Raw genomic sequence first — 19,115 nt, forward strand, 5'->3', positions numbered from 1 at the left:
GACCTGTCGGTTGACGCCAGCGTGCCTGCGCATTAGTCAACATCATCATCCCCGACAAAAGAGATGCCCACCATGTCCACCCGCGTCATTGCCCTGTCCCTTCTGGCATTTGTGCTGGGGTTCATCATCCTGATGGCTTCGGTCACCTTCTTTGTGCGCGACCCGCTGCCCATTGTCGGGGCAAACCAGACGCTGTTGCTGCATTCCGTGGAAATCACACCGCAGATCCGCACAGCCGTGGCCATTGATGGCGGATATCGTGTTGATGTGACAGTGGAACATGCACAAACCCAAGACCCACACGCCCTGTTGCGCCCGACAGGGGGCGCAGAAATCATGCTGGACACGGGAACGGACAGCGCGGGCGCTTGGTCAGGCTCCGGTCAGATGACGCGCCCTGGCCGTTGGGAACTGGTGCTGACCGTAGGATCAACCCGAGAGGTCATTCCCTTTATCGTGCGGGAATAATCAATCGCGTTGCGCAAAGACAAACGCGCCCTCGTGCCGCCGGAAGCCTGCAGCCGCATAAAAGCTTACCGCACCAGGCGCGGACAATAACAGGCAGGTTTTGACGACAGGTGCGGCCTGCGCTGTATGGGTTAACAACGCCTTGCCAATGCCCCTGCCTTGATAGGCATCATTCACGCACAGATCGGAGCAATACAAGCAATAGGCCCAGTCCGTAATGGACCGCGCCACCCCCACAAGCCGCCCGTCAGCGCGGGCGGTAACAATGATCTGCGCACCGCGCAACATGGCTTCCAGACGCGCCATATCCGACGGGCGGCGCGCTGCCAGACCGGACGCCTGCAAAACCTGTGCGAAGTCCTCTGCGCGCAAATCAGGTTCCAGACCATAGGTTATGGTCATCGCGCGGCGGCCCGTTCCATTGCGGGGCGTATGCGGTTTGCGACCACATCGCGCGTGATTGGCCCCGCAAAGCGCAAGATGATCGTCCCATCACCGGCCACGACATAAGTTTCCGGCACGCCATAAAGGCCCCAGTCCAGCGCCATGCGCCCGGTTGCATCCTGCCCGCTTGCTGCAAACGGGTTGCCCAACTCCTCCAGAAAATCCAGCGCGCGATCAGCCTGATCGCGGTAATTGATGCCGTAAACCGGCACTTCTTGCGCCAGTTCTTCCAGCAACGGGTGTTCTGCGCGGCACGGTGCACACCAAGACGCCCAGTAATTCACCAGCTTCACATCGCCATCGCGCAGCGTATCATCATCAAACAACGGCAATTCGCCCAGCTGCGTCAGCATCACGCCCGGCGCTTGTTGCCCTTCGCGTGCCGATGGCAACGTATCCCGATCATCGCGCATATTGCCAAACCAGAACAGCGCAGCCAGCGCCACAAACAGCAGCGGCGGCAGAAACATCAGCGGTCTGAACTTACCCATTTCCGGCCTTTCGGTTTTCAACCTCATTCAATTGCTGGCGCACAGCGCGCCCACGCAACCAATACCACAGCGCCAGCCCCCCGATCAGCCCCAGAGAGGCCAGATAGGCCAGCGACACTTCAACTGCATAGCGTCCAAGATCGGGCATCACACCATCCTTTCGCGTGCAACAAGCGCCTTCATGCGGCGCGCGCGAATTTCCGTGCGCGTGCCCGCCAGAACCAGCGCCAGAAAAATAAGCCCGAACCCCACCATGCTGATGTAAAGCGGCGCCTTATAGGCCCAGTCCATCCGCGTGCCCGGTGCCACCGACAAGGACGCCCCCTGATGCAGGCCCTGATTCCAGAACAGCGCCGCATAGCGCGACAAAACCGCAAAGACCGACCCCACAAGACACAATACCGCTGTCAGGTCCGCCCCTGTGTCGGGATCATCAATCGCTGACCACAGCGCAATATAGCCCAGATAAAACAGAAACAGGATCAGGAAAGAGGTCAGGCGCGGGTCCCATGCCCACCATGTCCCCCACATTGGCTGCCCCCAGACTGCGCCTGTCAACAACCCGATCAGCGTCATCACCAGCCCGATGGGTGCAGCCGCCCTTGCGGCCAATGCGCTGACATGGTGCCGCCGGATCAGCCAGACCAGCGACGCCACCAGCATCATGACCCAGGCATTGATGGCCATCATCGCTGCGGGAACATGAATAAACACGATCTTGACTGTGGCCCCCTGCCGGAAATCATCCGGTGTGAAGAAGAAGCCCCATATCAACCCTGTCGCTGTGGTCACCACAGCTGCCACCGCCACAATCGGCAACAGCCAGTCTGTGGTGCGCATGAATTTCAGCGGGTTTGCATATTCCCAAAGCGATGCCATAACGCTCACCTATCCTCAGTTGGGGTCGCCCTCAAGACTGCCGCGCAGTCGCTCACCGAAGGTTTATCCGGATCACAAGGGCAGATGCAAAGGGCAATAATGCCACAGCCCCCGCGGTAATGCCCGCCAGCAGCGCAACGGGTGTCGCCACGTCCAGCCCTTGGGCACCGCGCGCCACCACCTCGGCCCCGAAAACCAGTGTCGGAATATACAGCGGCAACACCAGCAACGACAACAACAGCCCGCCCCGTTTCAGGCCCACCGTCAGCGCCGCCCCGAATGTACCAATCACCGACAGTGCTGGTGTGCCAAGTGCCAGCGACAGCACCAGCCACCCATAGGCTTGCGGCGGCAGATATAACAACAGGCCCAGCACCGGCGACACCAGCACCAGCGGCAAACCCGTTGTCAGCCAATGCGCCAGCGCCTTGATGGACACCACCCCTTCCAGCGGCACCGGCGCAGTCGCCAGCAGATCAAGCGATCCATCCTCATAATCCAGCGCAAAAATGCGGTCCAGCGACAGCAAACACGCCAGCAACGCCCCCACCCACAGAATGCCCGGCGCAATACGCGCCAGAATATCCGGCTCCGGCCCCACCCCAAGGGGCACCAGAACCGCCATGATCAGGAAAAACGCCAGCCCCAGCCCAAAGCCCCCGCCAGCCCGCAACGCCAGCCGCAGATCCCTGACCAGCAGCGCAATCACAAGAAGGCCTCGTCGAACTGTCCACTGCCGGATTGGGACAGGCTGGCCTTGAACGGGGTCAGGTCCAGAATATCCGCCTCAGGCAGGCCCAGATCTATATGCGTGGCCATCAAGGCCATCCCGCCCCCCGCCAGATGCGCACGCACCACATCGCCAAACAGCGCTACCGAAACAGCGTCCAGCGACACAGTGGGTTCATCCAGCACCCAGATGGGCCGCCCCGTGACGATAAGTCGCGCCAGCCCCAGCCTGCGTTTTTGCCCCGCTGACAAGTTTTGCGCCGCGCGCCCCGACAGCGCCCGCAGGTTCATCTGGTCCAATGCCGCATCAATGCCCCGTGTTCCATAGACCGCTGCCCAGAAGGACAGGTTTTCCGCCACGCTCAGCGTGGTCTTCAACCCGTCGGCATGGGCCGCATAGGCAATCGACTCAGGCGCACAGCTCACCGCGCCTGCCAACGCGGGCTGCAACCCTGCCACAGTGCGCAACAACGTCGTCTTGCCACAGCCATTGGGACCGCGCAATACAAGCGCCTGCCCGGGCGATACTGAAAACCCAACGCCCTCCAACAAAGCAAACCCGCCGCGCGCACAGGCAAGGTTGGTGACAGTCAGACCCATCTGCGCCCCTTTATGACAAAGCGCTGCATCAGCCCTTCATCTTGCCAAAAATACTCAATACGGCCTATCCGACCGGCATTAACGCCACTGCGACGCGCCGCTGCTCGGACAGCAACACGTTATAGGTGCGGCAGGCCGCCGGGCTATCCATGCTTTCCACGCCCAGCCCTGCGGCCTCCAGCGTCTCGCGCAGTTGCGCGGGAATATGCGCGATGGTGCCGCCTGTGCCAATGAAAAGCACATCCACCCGGCCCGCTAGCTCCAGAAGGGGTGCGTGATCGCCATACCCGCCCCAGGACCGCACATCCCCTGCCACCAGCAGCAAAGGTGCGGTGCAAACCTGCCCCCCAATACGGAAGAACGTCTTGCCGTATCCGTCAATGGGGCGCGATGCCCCGAAATCTATCTCGGACAGGCGCATGTCAGCCCTCCTTGACCCCGAATTGTGTGCCTGCGGAATCGCCTGCATTCTTGGACCAGTCGCGTTTCACCCCCAGCCGCAACAACACGGCCGATGCAACGAAAACCGACGAGTAAGTGCCCACGATCACGCCCCAGATCATGGCAAACACAAACCCGCGAATGACATCCCCGCCCAGCACGAACAACGCAATCAGCGCCAGTAATGTGGTTACCGAGGTCATGACAGTGCGTGACAATGTGTCATTGATCGACAGGTTCAGAACCTCTTTGATCGGGCGTTTCTTGAACTTGATCAGGTTTTCGCGCACGCGGTCAAACACAACGACCGTATCATTCAACGAATAGCCCACAATCGTCAGAAGTGCCGCAATAATGGCCAGATCGAACCGGATCTGCAGCAGGCTGAACACCCCGATCGTCAGCACCACATCATGCACCAGTGCGGCCACAGCCCCCACCGAAAACTGCCATTCAAACCGCAGCCAGATATAGAACAGCACTGCCGCCAGTGCCAGCACGACCGAAATCACCGCGGACTGGATCAACTCGCCCGACACTTTCGGGCCAACGGAATCCACCGCCGCAAAACTTAGCGTCGGGTCAAGGGCTTGCAACGCGTCGCGCACCGCGCCGATCTGCTCGGGGGTGATGGCTTCCACCCCTTCCTGTGCCTGAATGCGGACCATTGCAACATTGCGATCCGCGGCAAAAGCGGGGTCAAAAACTTCCGTTATCGCAATATCGCCAAAGCCAAGCCCTGCGATTGCGCCCCGATAGGCCGCAATGTCAACGGGGGCCTGCGCTTCGGTGCGGATGGACGTGCCGCCGCGAAAATCGATGCCGAAATTCAGGCCCATCGCAAAGAACGCAATCACGGAAATCAGCATCGCAATCAGGGACGCGCCGAAGGTAACCTTCCAATAGCGGAAGAAATCAATCGTGGTATCTTGTGGAACAAGTTTCAGTCGCATGGGCATATGTTCCTTCAGATGGCCAGGGTTTTGGGGCGGCGGCGTTCATAATACATGACCATCATCAGACGGGTGACCAGCAGCGCGGTAAACACGGATGTCAAAATCCCCAAGCCCAATGTCACGGCAAACCCGCGCACGGGGCCGGACCCCATTGCAAACAGGATCAGCGCCGTGATGAACGTGGTAATATTGGCGTCCAGAATGGCGGACAGCGCTTTCTCATAGCCCAGTTCGATGGCGCGCGCAGGCCCTTTGGCGGTGCGCATTTCTTCGCGGATACGCTCAAAAATCAGCACGGTCGCATCCACCGCCATACCGATGGTCAGCACAATGCCCGCAATGCCGGGCAAGGTCAGCGTGGCCCCAATCAGCGACAAAAGCGCGAAAATCATCGCGACATTCAGCACCAGCGCGATATTGGCAATGACCCCGAAAATCCCGTAACTGGCAATCATGAACCCCAGCACTGCGACCATGGCAACGATGGCGGCAATCTTGCCTGCATCAATGCTGTCCTGCCCCAGTTCCGGCCCGACAGTGCGTTCTTCCAGAAAATCCATTTCAGCAGGCAACGCCCCGGACCGCAGCAGCACCGCAAGGCGGCTGGTGTCTTCGACAGTGAAACGCCCGGTAATGATACCGGACCCGCCAGCAATATGGCTTTGGATGACCGGCGCAGAGACCACTTCGCTATCAAGCACAATCGCAAACGGGTTGCCGATATTTTCGGCCGTATACAGACCAAACGCCCGGCCCCCGGAGGGGTTGAAGCGGAAATTCACCGCAGGGCGGTTGTTCTGGTCCATGCCGGGCTGGGCATCAACCAATTGGTCGCCCGTGACAACAGGCGTCTGGTCCACCACATAATAGACGCCTGGTTCGTCCATGGACGGGTAAATAACACTGCGCGGGCCCGGCACTTCATCGGGGTCGGATGTAACGCGCACCACTGAATGGAAGGTCAGGCGCGCCGTCGTGCCGATCAGCGCTTTCAATTCCTCGGCAGACCCAATACCGGGAACCTGTATCAGGATGCGGTCTGCCCCCTGGCGCTGGATGGTGGGTTCGCGGGTCCCTGCTTCATCCACGCGGCGGCGGATAATTTCCAGCGACAGGCGCATGGTGCGTTCATCTGTTGCCGCGCGTTCCGCTTCGGACAAGGTCACGACAATTTCTTCGCCGTCGCGGCGCACATCCAGATCGCGCGCGGCGCCAAACCCCGCAAGCGATTCCGTGGGTTGGGCCAGTTCGCGGACATAGGCAACGGCCTGATCCAGCGTATCAGGGTTGCCAATCCGCACGCGCAATTCGCCCGCATCCTCTGATGGCATGCGCCGCACCGCGCCCACGGTCATGCGCTCGGATGCCAGCCTGTCGCGCACGGCAGGCCACATCCCGTCAATCCGGTCGGCATAGACATCGGACACGCGCACTTCGGCCAGCAAATGTGCCCCGCCGCGCAGATCAAGGCCCAGATTTACCAGAAAACTTGGCAGAAAACCGGGCCATGCGTTTCTGTCGGCCTCCAGCGCGGCGTTGCCCTGCCCCGTGTCAAGGGCCACGACAGCGTCGTTATGCCGCTCCACACGCTCGTAAAACAGGTTTGGGGCGGCAAACAGAAGCGCAAGCGCGCAGGTCGACCAGATCAGGATGCGTTTCCACATCGGTATTTGCAACATCGGCGCGTGGTCCCCGTGGTATCTGTGGCTGTTCAGGGCATCTTTGTGTTCGGATGGAACATTTCAATGCCCTGACATGGTCTTCTTGTCAAAAGCGGTCGGCAGGCCCTGCACATAAGGGGCAGCGCGCCTGGCACCAGCTTGAAGCGGGCGTCAGTCCTTGCTGGCCGGTTCGGTCTTGGACATGACGGTTGCAATGGTCTGCTTGACCACACGCACCTTCACGCCTTCGGCAATTTCAACTTCCAGCTCGCCATCTTCCTTGACCTTGGTCACCTTGCCGATCAACCCGCCTTGGGTGACCACCTGATCGCCCCGGCGCAGTGCATCGACCATGGACCTGTGTTCTTTCATCTTTTTCTGCTGGGGGCGGATCAACAGGAAATACATGATCACGAAGATCAGCACAAAGGGGATGATCGAAATCAATCCACCGGCAGCACCGGCATCTTGCGCATAGGCAGGGGTGACGAACATGAAAGCTCCTTACTTCTGTGGCACCCGACGCGCGGGCATAATGGCCGCCCCGCAGCACATGCCGCAGGTTGGAATTCGCGCGCACCCTACTGGCAGGGCGGGGCCTTGGCAAGGCTGGGCAAGGCGCAATCGGGCGCGCATTCGCGCCTATCGCGGGCTTGGCGTCCCAAAATTCACGCCCGCTACCAGCGGCCCGACAGGGCGCGCAGCACCAAAGCGCCGCGCCGCCGGAATTCCGCAGGCCGCAAGCCGTCCTGTGCCACCAGCCCCGGCGCTTGTGCCGCACGGCGCAAAATTACGCCCGCCTGCCAGCCGGTCAGCAGCGCAGGCAGCGCGCGCGCAGGCACCAGATGGCGTTTCGCCCGCGCCCGCGCCAGATGCGCCAGCCCATCGCGTGCCAGCGCGGCCACCGCACTGTCGCGCCCGTCCACAAGCGGAATGCGCCCTGCCGCCTGAAGCTGCGGAATTGCCACCAGCCAGTTTGCCAGTCCGGACGCGAAGGCCATGTCGCGCACCGGCGCTTCGGCCTGCGGCGACGCGCCCAGTGCCCGCGCTGCCAGCCACATCAGATTGCCAGATGTCGAATCAAGATATGCGCGAAACGCCGCGTCATCCGCAAAGGGCGCGCGGTAGATGTCCCATTGCCGCGCCGCGATAATGCCATGCCCCAACGCAACCGGCAATTCTGCGTCCTGCCAGACCTGCGCCAGTGGTGCGGCAACATGATGGGCGCGCGCGGGCTTGCGCGCGGCAATGTCATCCAGAACATCGGTCCAGAATTGCAGCCGCATTTCGGCAATCAGCGGTTCCTGCGTCACCCATGGGGCGCGCGCGACTTCCAGATTGAACGCATAAAGCGGCCACAACCGCGCGCGCGCATCATCAGATGCGGCAATTGTCGCGGCATAGCGGTCGGGATCGCCTTGTTGGACCAGTGTGGACAGATCATCCATCAACCGGGGCCACCACCATCAGCGCATAGGCAATTTCCGAAGGCGCGGCCTTCCAGCGGGCAATTTCCAGTTCGGCCTTGTCCAAGGCGCTGGCCAGAACCCCCGTCGCATTGGGGCGCAGGCTGGCAATGCGTTTGGACATGGGGGTGTAATACGCCTCCCACGCAGCGCCAATCTGCATCTGTTCGCCCAGCACACGGTAGCCCGCAGCGGCCACCCGCGCACGAATGCCGGCAACATCGGTGATCTGCGGATATTCCGCCCAGAACGCACGCGCTGCCGCAGACGGGCGCGACAACAGGCAGGGTTCGGAAAACGCCACAGCGCCCCCCGGCGCCAGCGCACCCCGCCACAGGCGCAACGCTTCGGTGATTCCCAGAAAATAGACCGCGCCCGCGCACCAGATCAAATCATAGGGGCCGGTCAACTGCGCCATATCGCCCTGACGCACCTGCACGCGATCCCCGAAAGGGGCCGTGCGTTTTTGCGCCGCCGCCACGAATTGCGCAATCTGGTCCACTGCGTCAATCTGCGCGCGGGCGCGTTCCTTGGCCAGCGTCACAGTGTCCGCCCCCGACCCGCAGCCCGCATCGCAAATGCGCGCATCCGCCGGGGTTGCAGCCACGGACAGCGCCCAGCCCAGATCGGCAGCCGCCCCCGGCCCTTCGCGTGCCAGATCGCTGTAAAGCGTCAGAAAGGCATCATCCGGTGTCAGGTCTTGCATGGGTCCACCCCGTCGCGCAGGAATTTCCAGATGACAGCATCAAGCAGCGCCTCAAAGCTGGCATCCACTATGTTGGGGGATACGCCCACAGTGGACCAGCGCCGCCCCTGCCCGTCTTCGCTGTCGATGATCACACGGGTCACGGCCTCAGTGCCGCCCTGGGTGATGCGCACTTTGAAATCCACCAGCTTCATGTCGTCAATCGCGGCCTGATAGGGGCCAAGATCCTTGGCCAATGCCTTGGACAGGGCATTGACCGGCCCGCGATCATGGCCAGCACTGTCCATGGATTCCGACACGGACAGCTTCTTTTCATCCCCGATTTTTACGACCACCACGGCCTCGGACAAGGTGACAATCTGGTTATATTTGTTCTTGCGCCGCTCCACAGTGACGCGGTAGCGCTTGACCTCGAAGAAATCGGGCACCTGCCCCAGCGCGCGCCGCGCCAGCAATTCGAAACTGGCCTGTGCGCTGTCATAGGCATAGCCCTGATCCTCGCGCTCCTTGATCTGGTCCAGAATGGCCGCCAGCCGCGCATCCCCCTTGTCGACCTGCACGCCCATATCGGCCAGCCGCAGCCGCAGGTTCGACTGCCCCGCCTGATTGGACATGGGCACAATGCGGGCATTGCCCACCTGCGCGGGGTCGATATGCTCATAGGTTGTGGGGTTTTTCAAAATCGCGCTGGCATGCAACCCCGCCTTATGCGCGAAGGCAGACGCCCCCACATAGGGCAGGCTGCGCTGCGGCACGCGATTCAGAATATCATCCAGCTTGCGCGAAATCCGCAGCAGCCCCTGCAGCGCGTCCGGCGTCACACCTGTTTCAAACCGGTCGGCATAGGCGGGTTTCAACAGCAAGGTGGGAATAAGCGTGGTCAATGACGCATTCCCGCAGCGTTCCCCCAGCCCGTTAAGTGTGCCTTGAATCTGGCGCGCGCCCGCATCCACTGCCGCCAGCGAACAGGCCACGGCCTGCCCTGTGTCATCATGGCAATGAATGCCGACCTGCGCGCCCGCAATGCCGCTGTCAATGACCGCGCGGGTAATGGCGCTGATCTCGGAGGGCAGCGTGCCGCCATTCGTGTCACACAGCACCACCCAGCGCGCGCCCGCGTCATGGGCCGCATGCAGGCAGCGCAGCGCATAGTCAGGATTGGCCTTGTAGCCATCGAAGAAATGTTCGGCGTCAAAATGCGCCTCGCGCCCCATGGCCACACAATGCGCGATCGAGGCGTGGATATTTTCAACGTTCTCCTCAAGGCTGATGCCCAGCGCCGTGGTAACGTGGAAATCATGCGACTTGCCCACAAGACACACCGCATCCGTGCCCGCATTCAGCACGGCCGCCAGCACATCATCATTTTCCGCCGACCGGCCCGCGCGCTTGGTCATGCCAAAAGCGGTGAAGACGGCCTTGGTTTGCGGTTTGGCGTTGAAGAATTCGCTGTCGGTGGGGTTCGCCCCCGGCCAGCCGCCCTCGATATAGTCAATGCCGAGTTGGTCAAGCATGGCAGCGATCTGGTGCTTCTCCGGTGTGGAGAATTGCACCCCCTGCGTCTGCTGGCCATCGCGCAAGGTGGTGTCGTACAGATAGAGGCGTTCGCGGGTCATTGGTGTCCCTCCTGCTCACTGGAAAGCATCACGTCACCGGGAAGCAACGCCTCACCAGATTGCAGCGGGATGCCTGCATCCCGCTTCGCCCCCGACCCGCCCCCCAGGGCGGGGGCGAAATCGCCCCCACCCTCGGGCCGGGGGCTACGCTGCGGTATGTTCAAACGATGGGGATGGCTCATTCTAGTTTCTCCAGCTTCTCCTGATCCACCCAACCCTCAATCGACACGACAACCCCATCTTTATTTGCGCGTAATTCAACACCGGCTGCGGTTGCCACAGCTCGAAGTGTATCTGCTCCCTCGAAGTCGCGGGCCAAACGCATTTCGCGCCATTTCTCTGCAACCCTCATAGCTTTTCGCGTTAAATGAGCATACTTTGCGTCTCCACTTACAAAAACGAAGCCAAAGTCTTCCTCAAATTTGGCCCAGTCCCAGTTTCGCGTTTCATCGGTTAATAGCCCGACCAATCTGGCTGATGCCAGTAACTCGCCAAAAGCTCCAAAGCGATGTAAACGGTGCAACTCTTCAATAACCTTTGGCGTGTTGAGATCACCTTTCAGAGCATTAAGCATCCCCTCTGGAATTCGACCTAGCTTGACGCCGTCAGTATCTCGACGCCACTGCTTAAGTATTTCTGTCGCCTCGTTTGCTTTGTGTTCAGTCCAATCCATCGGACTGCGATAATGCGTCGACAGCATCACAAACCGGATCACCTCGCCCGGCCAACCCTGATCCAGCAAATCCCGCACCGTAAAGAAATTGCCCAAAGACTTGGACATCTTCTTGCCGTCCACTTGCACCATCTCGTTATGCAGCCAGTAGCGCGCAAACCCCGCATCGGGATGCGCGCAGCAGCTTTGCGCGATCTCATTCTCATGATGGGGGAATTGCAAATCGATCCCGCCCCCATGAATGTCAAAACTGGCCCCCAGCAAGTCATGGCTCATGGCCGAGCATTCGATATGCCACCCCGGACGCCCCCAGCCCCATGGGCTGTCCCAGCCAGGCAGCCCCGCATCGGAGGGTTTCCAAAGCACAAAATCCATCGGGTCGCGCTTATAGGGCGCCACTTCCACCCGCGCGCCCGCAATCATGTCATCGACAGACCGCCCCGACAGCCGCCCGTAATCGGGATAAGACCGCACATCAAACAACACATGGCCCGACACCTCATAGGCATGGCCCTTGGCAATCAACCCCTCGATCATCGCGATCATCTGCGTGATATACTGTGTCGCGCGCGGCTCATGGTTCGGGCGCAGTGCCCCCAAGGCGTCCATATCGGCGTGATACCAGCCAATCGTTTCATCGCTCAGCGCCTGCACAATCGCATTCAGCGGGCGGGCGTCGCCCTCGGCCTGCATCTGTGCGGCGCGCGCGTTGATCTTGTCATCCACATCGGTGAAATTGCGCACATAGGTCACATGATCCGCACCATAAACATGGCGCAGCAACCGGTACAACACGTCAAACACCACCACCGGGCGCGCATTGCCCAGATGCGCGCGGTCATAGACAGTGGGGCCACAGACATACATCCGGACATTCTCAGCGTCCAGCGGGGTGAAATCTTCCCGCTTGCGGGTGCGCGTATTATGCAACCGTATCTTGGTCATGTCCTCTCCTCTCGGGCCATGCTGGCGCGCGGGCGGGGATCAGTCGATCAGGGAAATGAAAACAAGACCGCCCGCCGTGAACTCAGCGGCAAATGCAGCAGCAAATCATGCGGGTCAAGGTGTTCATCGCGTGACCATACGCGCGCGCCGCGCCCGTGCCAAGCCGAAAACCTCTGGAAGGCCCCAAAAAGCCAAAGCCCGCGCCTTTGGGAGGAAGAGCGCGGGCTGGCTGGCCACCGCAGACATTCAAACAATGCCGCAGGCCATGTCTTGATCGTCACACAAAGGCGTCAGATGTCAGCTTCCTTCCCCCGAACCAACGACTGAACCACATAGACCAGAATCGCGAACCCCACGGCCCCCGCTGCAAAAACACCCAACAGCACAATCCAGTCTACCGGCCCGCCAATGTCACGAAACCCCGAATTCGTCATCATCAACACAAACGCGACAGCAGCCACCCCGCCCAACGGCATGGACACTTGCGCCAACAGGAATTTGCGCATCGACATCGCGCGATCACGCACCAGGACATAGATATACCCCAGCGTCACAATCACAGCGACCACGACCATGGCCCAGAACACCCCGCGCCCGAACATTTCCTCGAACACGGCCAATAACGTCATCAGGGTGAGGTCTTCCATATTTTCATCCTTTCATACGGGCGGTTTCATCTTGCCCAAAATACTCGCGGGGGGCCGGGGGCGGCAGCCCCCGGGGGCAAGGTCAGGCACGACCGCGCAGCATGGCATTATACGTGGCTTTCAGCGCAACTTCCTTCATCAACCAGCTGATCCACAACTCCTCCAGCGGGGCAATCACGCCGGGAAAGGACGGAACAAGACGGTCGTTGTAATCGAACTCGATCAACATCGCGCGCCCGATCCGGGTGATCATGGGACATGACGTATACCCGTCGAAGAACTTGGTCCCCTCCCTGCCCGCCAATTCGCTGACAAGATGATCTTCCACAACCGGCTGATGCCACTTGACACTGGCCGCAGTCTTGCCCTTTGGGACACCGTTGATATCACCAATACCGAACACATTGGGGTAGCGCCTGTGGCGCAAACTGTGCGGGTCAACCTCGATCCAGCCCTGATCTGTCCATTTGTCGCCCCAAGACAATCCGGACTCGCGCACGACTTGCGGCGCGCGTTGCGGGGGGATCACGTTGATGAAATCATACGCTGTCGTCACATCGCCGTCGGGCGTTGCATAGGTTGCTTGCTTGGTGCCCGGATCAATCGCCTTCAGAACATGCTGCCAGCGATAGGCGATATCACGATCCGTGAAAATCTGCCGCACACGGTGATCGACAATGGGCACACCAAACAGGTTCGTGGCCTGCGCGTTGTAAATGAACTCACATTTGCTGCGGTTGCCCTTGGTGGTCGCAATATCCTCGGCCAGCATGACCAGCTTAAGGGGGGCGCCTGCACATTTCATTTCAGTCGCCGGGCGGCCAAACAGCCCAACCCCGCCTTCATCGGTGAATTTATCCAGCGCCTGCCAACTAAGTTCTGCATGTTCGGGGCTGGCGTAATGGGCGGCAATACCGTTTTGCGGGCCTGCCATGCTCAGGTCAAACCCTTCAATCGCGTCCCAGTCCAGCACCAGCCCTGTGGCAACGATCAGGTAATCATACTCTATGCGCTGCCCACCCGTTGTGGTGACGCGGTTTGCGTCCGGGTCCAGTTCGGCGGCATATTCATTCACATAGGTTATGCCACGCGGCAGCCATTGCTGCGTTGACGACACAGCATAATCTGCCTTGCGCAGCCCCGAGGCGATCAGTGTGAAACCCGGTTGATACCAATGCTGCGGGCGCCCGTCCAGAATGGTAATCTGCGCACCGTCCAGCCGTTCTGACAAACGGTTTGCAATCGCCGTGCCCCCTGCGCCCGCCCCCAGGATCAGAATACGCGCATTGGTGCGTTGCGCCTGTGCCGGTTTGCCCGCCGCCCCCATGGCGAAAGCTGCACTACCACCCGCCGCAAGCCCCATGAACCCGCGTCGGTTCGTGGCCAGTTTTTGCAGATCCATCATCGAATCCCCCCCCGAATTTCATCAATATACATACTCAACACATCATATATCTATTTAAGAATGTATGATCCAGATCAAATAACCGCACTCGAAGACTTATCTTCACGGCGCTGTGATGGGCGCGCTGAAACTTTCGCGGGATTGGCCTCGTTCCGACTGCATCAACCAACCCAACCGGAAATGGAGAATTTCATGCGCAAGCTTACAGCACCGGCCCTTATGGCGGCCTTTATGGCCACCGGGGCCACCGCAGGCACAGCAATCGGCCTTGCAGGGGACAGAACACTTGTGTCAATCGATCTGGACAGCGCGCAAGTTACCGGAATGCAGGATATCGATTATGACGGGCGTATTCTGGGCATTGATTTTCGCCCGGCCACCGGCCGGATCATTGCGGTGACCGACGGGTTTGACGTGGTTAACGTGACCCCCGAAACCGGCGCATGGGAAGCGCTGGTCACGATGGACACGCCGCTGGACCATGCACAAGGCGATGTTGTCATTGTTGACATCAACCCCGCCGCTGATGCACTGCGCTTCATGTCAGGCACGACCAACCACCGTGTCAATCTGGGCAGCGGGGCGGTTATGGTGGATGGCAGCCTGACCTTTACGGACGGCACGGAAGGCATGCCCATGGTCGGCGCAACGGCCTATTCCAATTCCTTCGGGCAGCCCGACAGCACGATGATGTATAATATCGACACGCAGCGGGCCGCGCTTTTGCGCCAAACCGCCCCCAATGATGGCGACAATGTCGTGATCGGCGCGACGGGGGCAACATTTGACGGCCCCATTGCCTTTGACATTGCCACCACAGCCGACGGGGAAAACACAGCCTGGCTGGTGGCAAACGGGGCGTTCCACACGCTGGATCTGGCCACGGGCATGGTTACCGAAAGCTGGCACATCGAGGCGCTGGATGTTGTGCTGCGCGATGTAACGGTATTTCACCCCGCGCAGTGACGATTGCGAAGGTTTTTTGACTGGCCCGAAGCGTAGCGTAAAGGGTTCACACCAATGAACACGGGCCAAGGGGGCGCAAGGCATCAGGCCGTGCGCCCCCTGTTCATATTGGCAATTCCAGTGACGGCTTTCAATAGGTTTGATACCGGCTGATTTTTTTGTGGTTGTTTTTCAATGGGTTGCGAAGGGGCCATTTCACGGGGTTTGATACCTTTTGTCCTGTTTTCGGGCGAAAGCGCCTGATCAGTGCGCGGGGCGCTGAAAATTATTCAATAAAATCAATGGTGGGTTTTTGAGATCGTGCGCAAAATAGCGCACGAAATACGATCAGATTTTGTCAGTGGACACTACACTTCGTGGATTGAGGTTTAGCGTTTTACCAACGTCATTCGGTTGACCAACTTTCAGTTCGGTCCCGATGTTGCCTTGCAGGATTTCTGACCTCAACTTTACGACCCTACAGGCATAGTCAGTGGCGAGTTCATGAGGGTTGCCGCCATATAACAGGCCATCTTTGAAGACGCTCCCCCCGCTAGATTTCTCAACATATTTCTGAGTGTGATTGATCTCTGCAATCATGTGTTCGATCACAACGCGAGCGGCTACCTCTGTCGCCTCAATGTCTGAAACGGCCTGCGTTGTTTTGTCTGTCAACCCAAGCAGCCAGTCCGCCGAAACCTCGAAGGTTGTGCAGATAGTCTGAATCACTTCGATACCCGGCGATGCAGCACCCGACTTGAGCATATATTTCTCAAGGGTGCGCTTTGGAATGCCTGACTGATCAGCCATTTCTTGCGCTGTTGCGGCGAGTTCATCCTTCAATTGGCGTAGCCGATCAGAAAAAACCGCCTTCACTGCGATACCCCCTGAAATACCCTTATTAGGGTATAATATACCCTCATCAGGAGGGATTTGCCTTGCCTAGGTTAGACGATAATACAGATGAGCGTAATCGCCAAGTCAAGGCGCGCTTCATACTGCAAGGGACATCGCTGCACGCATGGTACCTCAAAAACGGCGTAGCGCCCCAGAACGCAAGCAAGGCTCTTTCGGGTAGCTGGAGTGGACCTAAGGCAGGCGCACTGGTGCAACGGATACTCGACGCGGCAGGGGTTGAAAAATGACCTTGGTTCGCGTGACAGACCTTCTTGGAATAAAGAGCATCCCGAACAACCGAACCGCTGCAACCGGTTGGCTGCAAAGACAATCGATTGCAACGCACACGTCCGAAGATGATGGCAGAAAACCTGTTTCCGTTCGCCTTTCCGACCTTCCCGCCGATGTTCGCCTTGCCTATCTGCAACGCCAGCTTGACGGGCTGGGGCTTGATCAGGGCGAATATGACGACGCGGCGCACCGGCTGTTCATGGAAGCCGCGACCGCGCGGCGGGAACGGGCAGAGCGCAAGGCGCAAGTGGCGGAAATTGAGGGTTGGGACTGGCCTGCCTACCCGACTATCTGGCGGCGCTGGAATGAGCTGCCAGAGGCGCAACGGCTGGAAGCGCGCGAAGGCAAGCGCGCGGCGGTCAAGGCGCTGGCCTTGCCAGCCCTGCGCGACAAGACCAGCATTTCAGCGCTGGAATGGGTTTCGCTGGACGGTCGGACACAAGACTTCTGGGTGATCACAGAAGACGGCAAGACGGTGCGCCCGACCATGCTGGCCCTTGTGGACGTGGCGACTAACAAGGTGCTGGATTTCGAACTTGCCCCGTCTGAGAATGCCGTTGCCACTGTGCGCCTGATCAAGCGCACCTGCGAAACCTACGGGATTTTCGACCGGCTTTATACCGACAATGGCAGCGCCTTTGCCGGTCATCTGGTGGCCGGGGGCAACCCGCACAAGTTCCGCAATGCGAAGGGCGTGGGCAAGGTCCAGCCCATGGGCATTTGCAAGATCATGGGGATCGATCTGACCTTTGCGCTACCTGCGAACGCGCAAGCCAAGATCGCGGAACGTGCCTTTGCCAGCCTGTCGCGGGTCATCGATGACCGGCCCGAATTCAAAGGCGCACATGCGGGGCACAAGCCGGGGGCAAGCCCTGACACATCTGTTAGCCCCGTGCCGATCGAGATGGCGATGGCCGTGATCCAGCGCGAAATCAGGCGGCACAACACAGAAGCGGGGCGGCGCGCGCAAGGGGCGCGGGGCCGGTCTTATGATCAGGTCTTTGAAGACCAGATGCAGCACCGGGCACGGCGGCAACCAACCGCGCGCCAGCTTTATCTTGCCGGTCTGGTTTGGAAGCCGGTTGCGGTTGACCGCTGGGGCCGCGTCACGGTGAATGGCTGGACCTATGGCGGGCATAGCACGCAAGAGGCGCTGTTGCGCTTCCATGGCAGGGACAAGCGCATTCTTCTGGGGCGTGATCCGCATGATTTCAACGCCCCGGCGATTGCCTATGACGAAGACGGGCGCTTGATCTGCGAAGGGATCGAACCTGTCGCGCGTGGCAAGTATGGCAGTGTTGACGGCATTCGGGACGCGGCGCGCAACCGCAAGGCCGCAGGGCAAGCCGTGAAAGCGGCCGAGGCTGCAAACAACTATCTCGAAAATCATGAGACAGATCAGCTTCTTGCCAAGCTGGATGCGAATATTGCCGCAAGGCCGAATGCCGCGCCGCAGGGCAACGGGGTTCTTGCCCCTGAGTTCAAGATGCCCCTGCGCGACAAGGCAAAGGCTAAACCAGAGGAAATTCAGGCAGTTCCGGCTGAATTTTACAAGAACATGGATGCAGCGCTTTGGGCCAAACGGTCGGGGCGGAGCAAGTCGGCATGAGGGACGGTGCAACGTCCCCCATGCCATTCAACCGGGGCCAAGGCCCCTTGCAGTGAACGCAGACAACAATGGCACAACATATCAGGCTTGCCAAGATCACTGACCCGCCCCGCGCGGTTGGGGATTGGGCTGAAACAGAGACGGCGCGCGACATTGCGCGGTCACTGGACATGGTGACGGCTTCCGATGACCCCGGCTTCACCATGATTGCGGGCGGTCCCGGCACGGGAAAAACCACGGCGGTCGCGCGCTTCTGCGACCGGCTGGGGCATGATGCGCTGTTCATCACGGCGGCGCGGGGCGAAGGCACGGTCTGGAACTTCGCCAAGGTGCTGGCCAGCCTTTGGGGGCGTGTGCCAGCCTATAACACCCAAGCCGATGCGCGGCTGATCTTTGCCGGTCTTATTGGACCGGGTAAGGTTCTGATAGTCGATGAAGCGCAATACCTGAACCAGAAGAACTTCAAGACAGGACAGACCGGCGCGGCGTTCGAATGGCTGCGCGCAACGGCTGATCTTGGCAAGTTCCATCTGGTGTTCTGCGGTGATCTGGACCTGCCCCGCGCGATTGAAGCCATGCCGCAACTGCAAAGCCGCATGATGCGGCCTGTTGTGATCCGGCACGCCAGCCGCGCCGATGTTGCCGCGGTTGTCACGGGCACGCCCTTTGATCGATCGGACATGATCGATGTTCTGCACGACATTGCCAAGCTGAAGGGCGGACTGCGCAACGTGGCGCGGCTGGCGCAACTGTTCGCGGGGCCAGACACCCCGGAACTGGAACACCTGAAGGCGGCAATTCTGGATATGAAGCTTGGAAAAGGGGTTAAGTCATGAAAAAGCGCAAATCGAAAATCGATGTTCCTATAGTCGATATCCCTATGGGGCAGGCTGTTCTACTTATTCCGGGGCAACCTGAAGAGATAGAGGCGTTGTTTAATGCCATGGGCGTGCTTCATGCTTCTGTGGAAGTGCACTGTGATGAACCGGGGCGTGCCGCATTCTTGGCCTTGGCTGAGATGATGCAACGCGCCCGTGTTGTTGAAACCCCGAAAAGGGAGTTCGACGCATGAGTAAAGTTGATCCTTCCAAAACCTTCGCGGCCCCTGAAATCACGGTCTGCATGACGGCTGAAGAACACAAACGTATCAGCGCCGCGCGCGACGAAACCTATAACTGGCTTGGCCAGTTTCCCCAGATGCGCGAATGGATTGGCGATGAACGCGTGATCCGCCAGCTTGAAGCGC

23 protein-coding genes are annotated in these 19,115 nt (G+C 59.8%); 6 read left to right on the forward strand and 17 right to left on the reverse strand.

What is annotated here, in order from left to right:
* The first annotated feature begins 72 nt into the window (after nt 1–72).
* Complete coding sequence (locus tag ACTZWY_RS08635) at nt 73–468, forward strand: hypothetical protein (RefSeq protein ID WP_444790289.1); 396 nt, start codon at nt 73–75, stop codon at nt 466–468.
* On the opposite strand, the gene ACTZWY_RS08640 is transcribed toward ACTZWY_RS08635, so the two are convergent.
* From ACTZWY_RS08640 to ACTZWY_RS08715, 16 genes are all read right to left on the reverse strand, one after another.
* Nucleotides 469–870, reverse strand: a complete 402-nt coding sequence (locus ACTZWY_RS08640; protein ID WP_444790290.1) for a GNAT family N-acetyltransferase — start codon at nt 868–870, stop codon at nt 469–471. It lies immediately after the preceding gene.
* Complete coding sequence (locus ACTZWY_RS08645) at nt 867–1,403, reverse strand: DsbE family thiol:disulfide interchange protein (RefSeq protein ID WP_444790291.1); 537 nt, start codon at nt 1,401–1,403, stop codon at nt 867–869. The genes ACTZWY_RS08640 and ACTZWY_RS08645 overlap by 4 nt, the downstream gene beginning before the upstream one ends.
* Complete coding sequence (ccmD, locus tag ACTZWY_RS08650; RefSeq protein ID WP_444790292.1) at nt 1,396–1,551, reverse strand: heme exporter protein CcmD; 156 nt, start codon at nt 1,549–1,551, stop codon at nt 1,396–1,398. The genes ACTZWY_RS08645 and ccmD overlap by 8 nt, the downstream gene beginning before the upstream one ends.
* Nucleotides 1,551–2,282, reverse strand: a complete 732-nt coding sequence (locus ACTZWY_RS08655; protein ID WP_444790293.1) for a heme ABC transporter permease — start codon at nt 2,280–2,282, stop codon at nt 1,551–1,553. Before ACTZWY_RS08655 ends, ccmD begins: the two co-directional genes overlap by 1 nt.
* A gap of 52 nt (nt 2,283–2,334) precedes the next feature.
* On the reverse strand, nt 2,335–2,991 hold the full coding sequence (gene ccmB, locus ACTZWY_RS08660; protein ID WP_444790294.1) for a heme exporter protein CcmB: 657 nt from the start codon (nt 2,989–2,991) through the stop codon (nt 2,335–2,337).
* Nucleotides 2,988–3,611 carry a heme ABC exporter ATP-binding protein CcmA gene (ccmA, locus tag ACTZWY_RS08665; protein ID WP_444790295.1) on the reverse strand — a complete coding sequence of 208 codons (624 nt, stop codon included), beginning with the start codon at nt 3,609–3,611 and terminating at the stop codon, nt 2,988–2,990. The genes ccmB and ccmA overlap by 4 nt, the downstream gene beginning before the upstream one ends.
* A gap of 64 nt (nt 3,612–3,675) precedes the next feature.
* Entirely contained in the window at nt 3,676–4,032 is a 357-nt protein-coding gene (locus ACTZWY_RS08670) for an Mth938-like domain-containing protein (RefSeq protein ID WP_444790296.1), read from the reverse strand.
* Between the two features lies 1 nt (nt 4,033).
* Nucleotides 4,034–5,005 (reverse strand): protein translocase subunit SecF, encoded by a 972-nt coding sequence (gene secF / locus ACTZWY_RS08675; protein ID WP_444790297.1) that lies wholly within the window; start codon nt 5,003–5,005, stop codon nt 4,034–4,036.
* 14 nt (nt 5,006–5,019) lie between these two features.
* Entirely contained in the window at nt 5,020–6,687 is a 1,668-nt protein-coding gene (gene secD / locus ACTZWY_RS08680; protein ID WP_444790298.1) for a protein translocase subunit SecD, read from the reverse strand.
* Between the two features lie 153 nt (nt 6,688–6,840).
* Complete coding sequence (gene yajC, locus ACTZWY_RS08685) at nt 6,841–7,164, reverse strand: preprotein translocase subunit YajC (protein WP_444790299.1); 324 nt, start codon at nt 7,162–7,164, stop codon at nt 6,841–6,843.
* A gap of 182 nt (nt 7,165–7,346) precedes the next feature.
* Complete coding sequence (locus tag ACTZWY_RS08690) at nt 7,347–8,117, reverse strand: squalene/phytoene synthase family protein (RefSeq protein WP_444790300.1); 771 nt, start codon at nt 8,115–8,117, stop codon at nt 7,347–7,349.
* On the reverse strand, nt 8,110–8,841 hold the full coding sequence (locus ACTZWY_RS08695; RefSeq protein WP_444790301.1) for a class I SAM-dependent methyltransferase: 732 nt from the start codon (nt 8,839–8,841) through the stop codon (nt 8,110–8,112). The genes ACTZWY_RS08690 and ACTZWY_RS08695 overlap by 8 nt, the downstream gene beginning before the upstream one ends.
* On the reverse strand, nt 8,829–10,457 hold the full coding sequence (cimA, locus tag ACTZWY_RS08700; RefSeq protein WP_444790302.1) for a citramalate synthase: 1,629 nt from the start codon (nt 10,455–10,457) through the stop codon (nt 8,829–8,831). Before cimA ends, ACTZWY_RS08695 begins: the two co-directional genes overlap by 13 nt.
* A gap of 178 nt (nt 10,458–10,635) precedes the next feature.
* Complete coding sequence (gene cysS / locus ACTZWY_RS08705) at nt 10,636–12,075, reverse strand: cysteine--tRNA ligase (protein WP_444790303.1); 1,440 nt, start codon at nt 12,073–12,075, stop codon at nt 10,636–10,638.
* A 290-nt stretch (nt 12,076–12,365) separates the two neighbouring features.
* Complete coding sequence (locus tag ACTZWY_RS08710; protein WP_444790304.1) at nt 12,366–12,722, reverse strand: DUF5368 domain-containing protein; 357 nt, start codon at nt 12,720–12,722, stop codon at nt 12,366–12,368.
* Between the two features lie 82 nt (nt 12,723–12,804).
* Complete coding sequence (locus ACTZWY_RS08715; protein WP_444790305.1) at nt 12,805–14,127, reverse strand: NAD(P)/FAD-dependent oxidoreductase; 1,323 nt, start codon at nt 14,125–14,127, stop codon at nt 12,805–12,807.
* Between the two features lie 192 nt (nt 14,128–14,319).
* On the opposite strand from ACTZWY_RS08715, the gene ACTZWY_RS08720 reads away from it, so the two are divergent.
* The gene (locus tag ACTZWY_RS08720) at nt 14,320–15,093 is read left to right on the forward strand and encodes a DUF4394 domain-containing protein (RefSeq protein WP_444790306.1); all 774 of its coding nucleotides are present in this window, start codon (nt 14,320–14,322) and stop codon (nt 15,091–15,093) included.
* A 327-nt stretch (nt 15,094–15,420) separates the two neighbouring features.
* On the opposite strand, the gene ACTZWY_RS08725 is transcribed toward ACTZWY_RS08720, so the two are convergent.
* A complete protein-coding gene (locus ACTZWY_RS08725; RefSeq protein WP_444790307.1) occupies nt 15,421–15,948 on the reverse strand; it encodes a hypothetical protein in 528 nt (175 codons plus the stop codon).
* A gap of 265 nt (nt 15,949–16,213) precedes the next feature.
* Between ACTZWY_RS08725 and ACTZWY_RS08730 the strand changes: the two genes are divergently transcribed.
* The 4 genes from ACTZWY_RS08730 to ACTZWY_RS08745 form a co-directional block, all read left to right on the forward strand.
* Nucleotides 16,214–17,869 carry a transposase domain-containing protein gene (locus tag ACTZWY_RS08730; protein WP_444790308.1) on the forward strand — a complete coding sequence of 552 codons (1,656 nt, stop codon included), beginning with the start codon at nt 16,214–16,216 and terminating at the stop codon, nt 17,867–17,869.
* Between the two features lie 68 nt (nt 17,870–17,937).
* Nucleotides 17,938–18,705 carry an AAA family ATPase gene (locus ACTZWY_RS08735; protein ID WP_444790309.1) on the forward strand — a complete coding sequence of 256 codons (768 nt, stop codon included), beginning with the start codon at nt 17,938–17,940 and terminating at the stop codon, nt 18,703–18,705.
* Nucleotides 18,702–18,941: a hypothetical protein gene (locus ACTZWY_RS08740; protein ID WP_444790310.1), complete on the forward strand. Its 240-nt coding sequence runs from the start codon at nt 18,702–18,704 to the stop codon at nt 18,939–18,941. Before ACTZWY_RS08735 ends, ACTZWY_RS08740 begins: the two co-directional genes overlap by 4 nt.
* Nucleotides 18,942–18,991: 50 nt before the next feature.
* On the forward strand, nt 18,992–19,115 hold a 124-nt coding region (locus ACTZWY_RS08745), incomplete at its 3' end, for a Mu-like prophage major head subunit gpT family protein (protein WP_444790315.1).

The organism is Roseinatronobacter sp. NSM, assembly GCF_052379845.1.
GTDB lineage: Bacteria > Pseudomonadota > Alphaproteobacteria > Rhodobacterales > Rhodobacteraceae > Roseinatronobacter.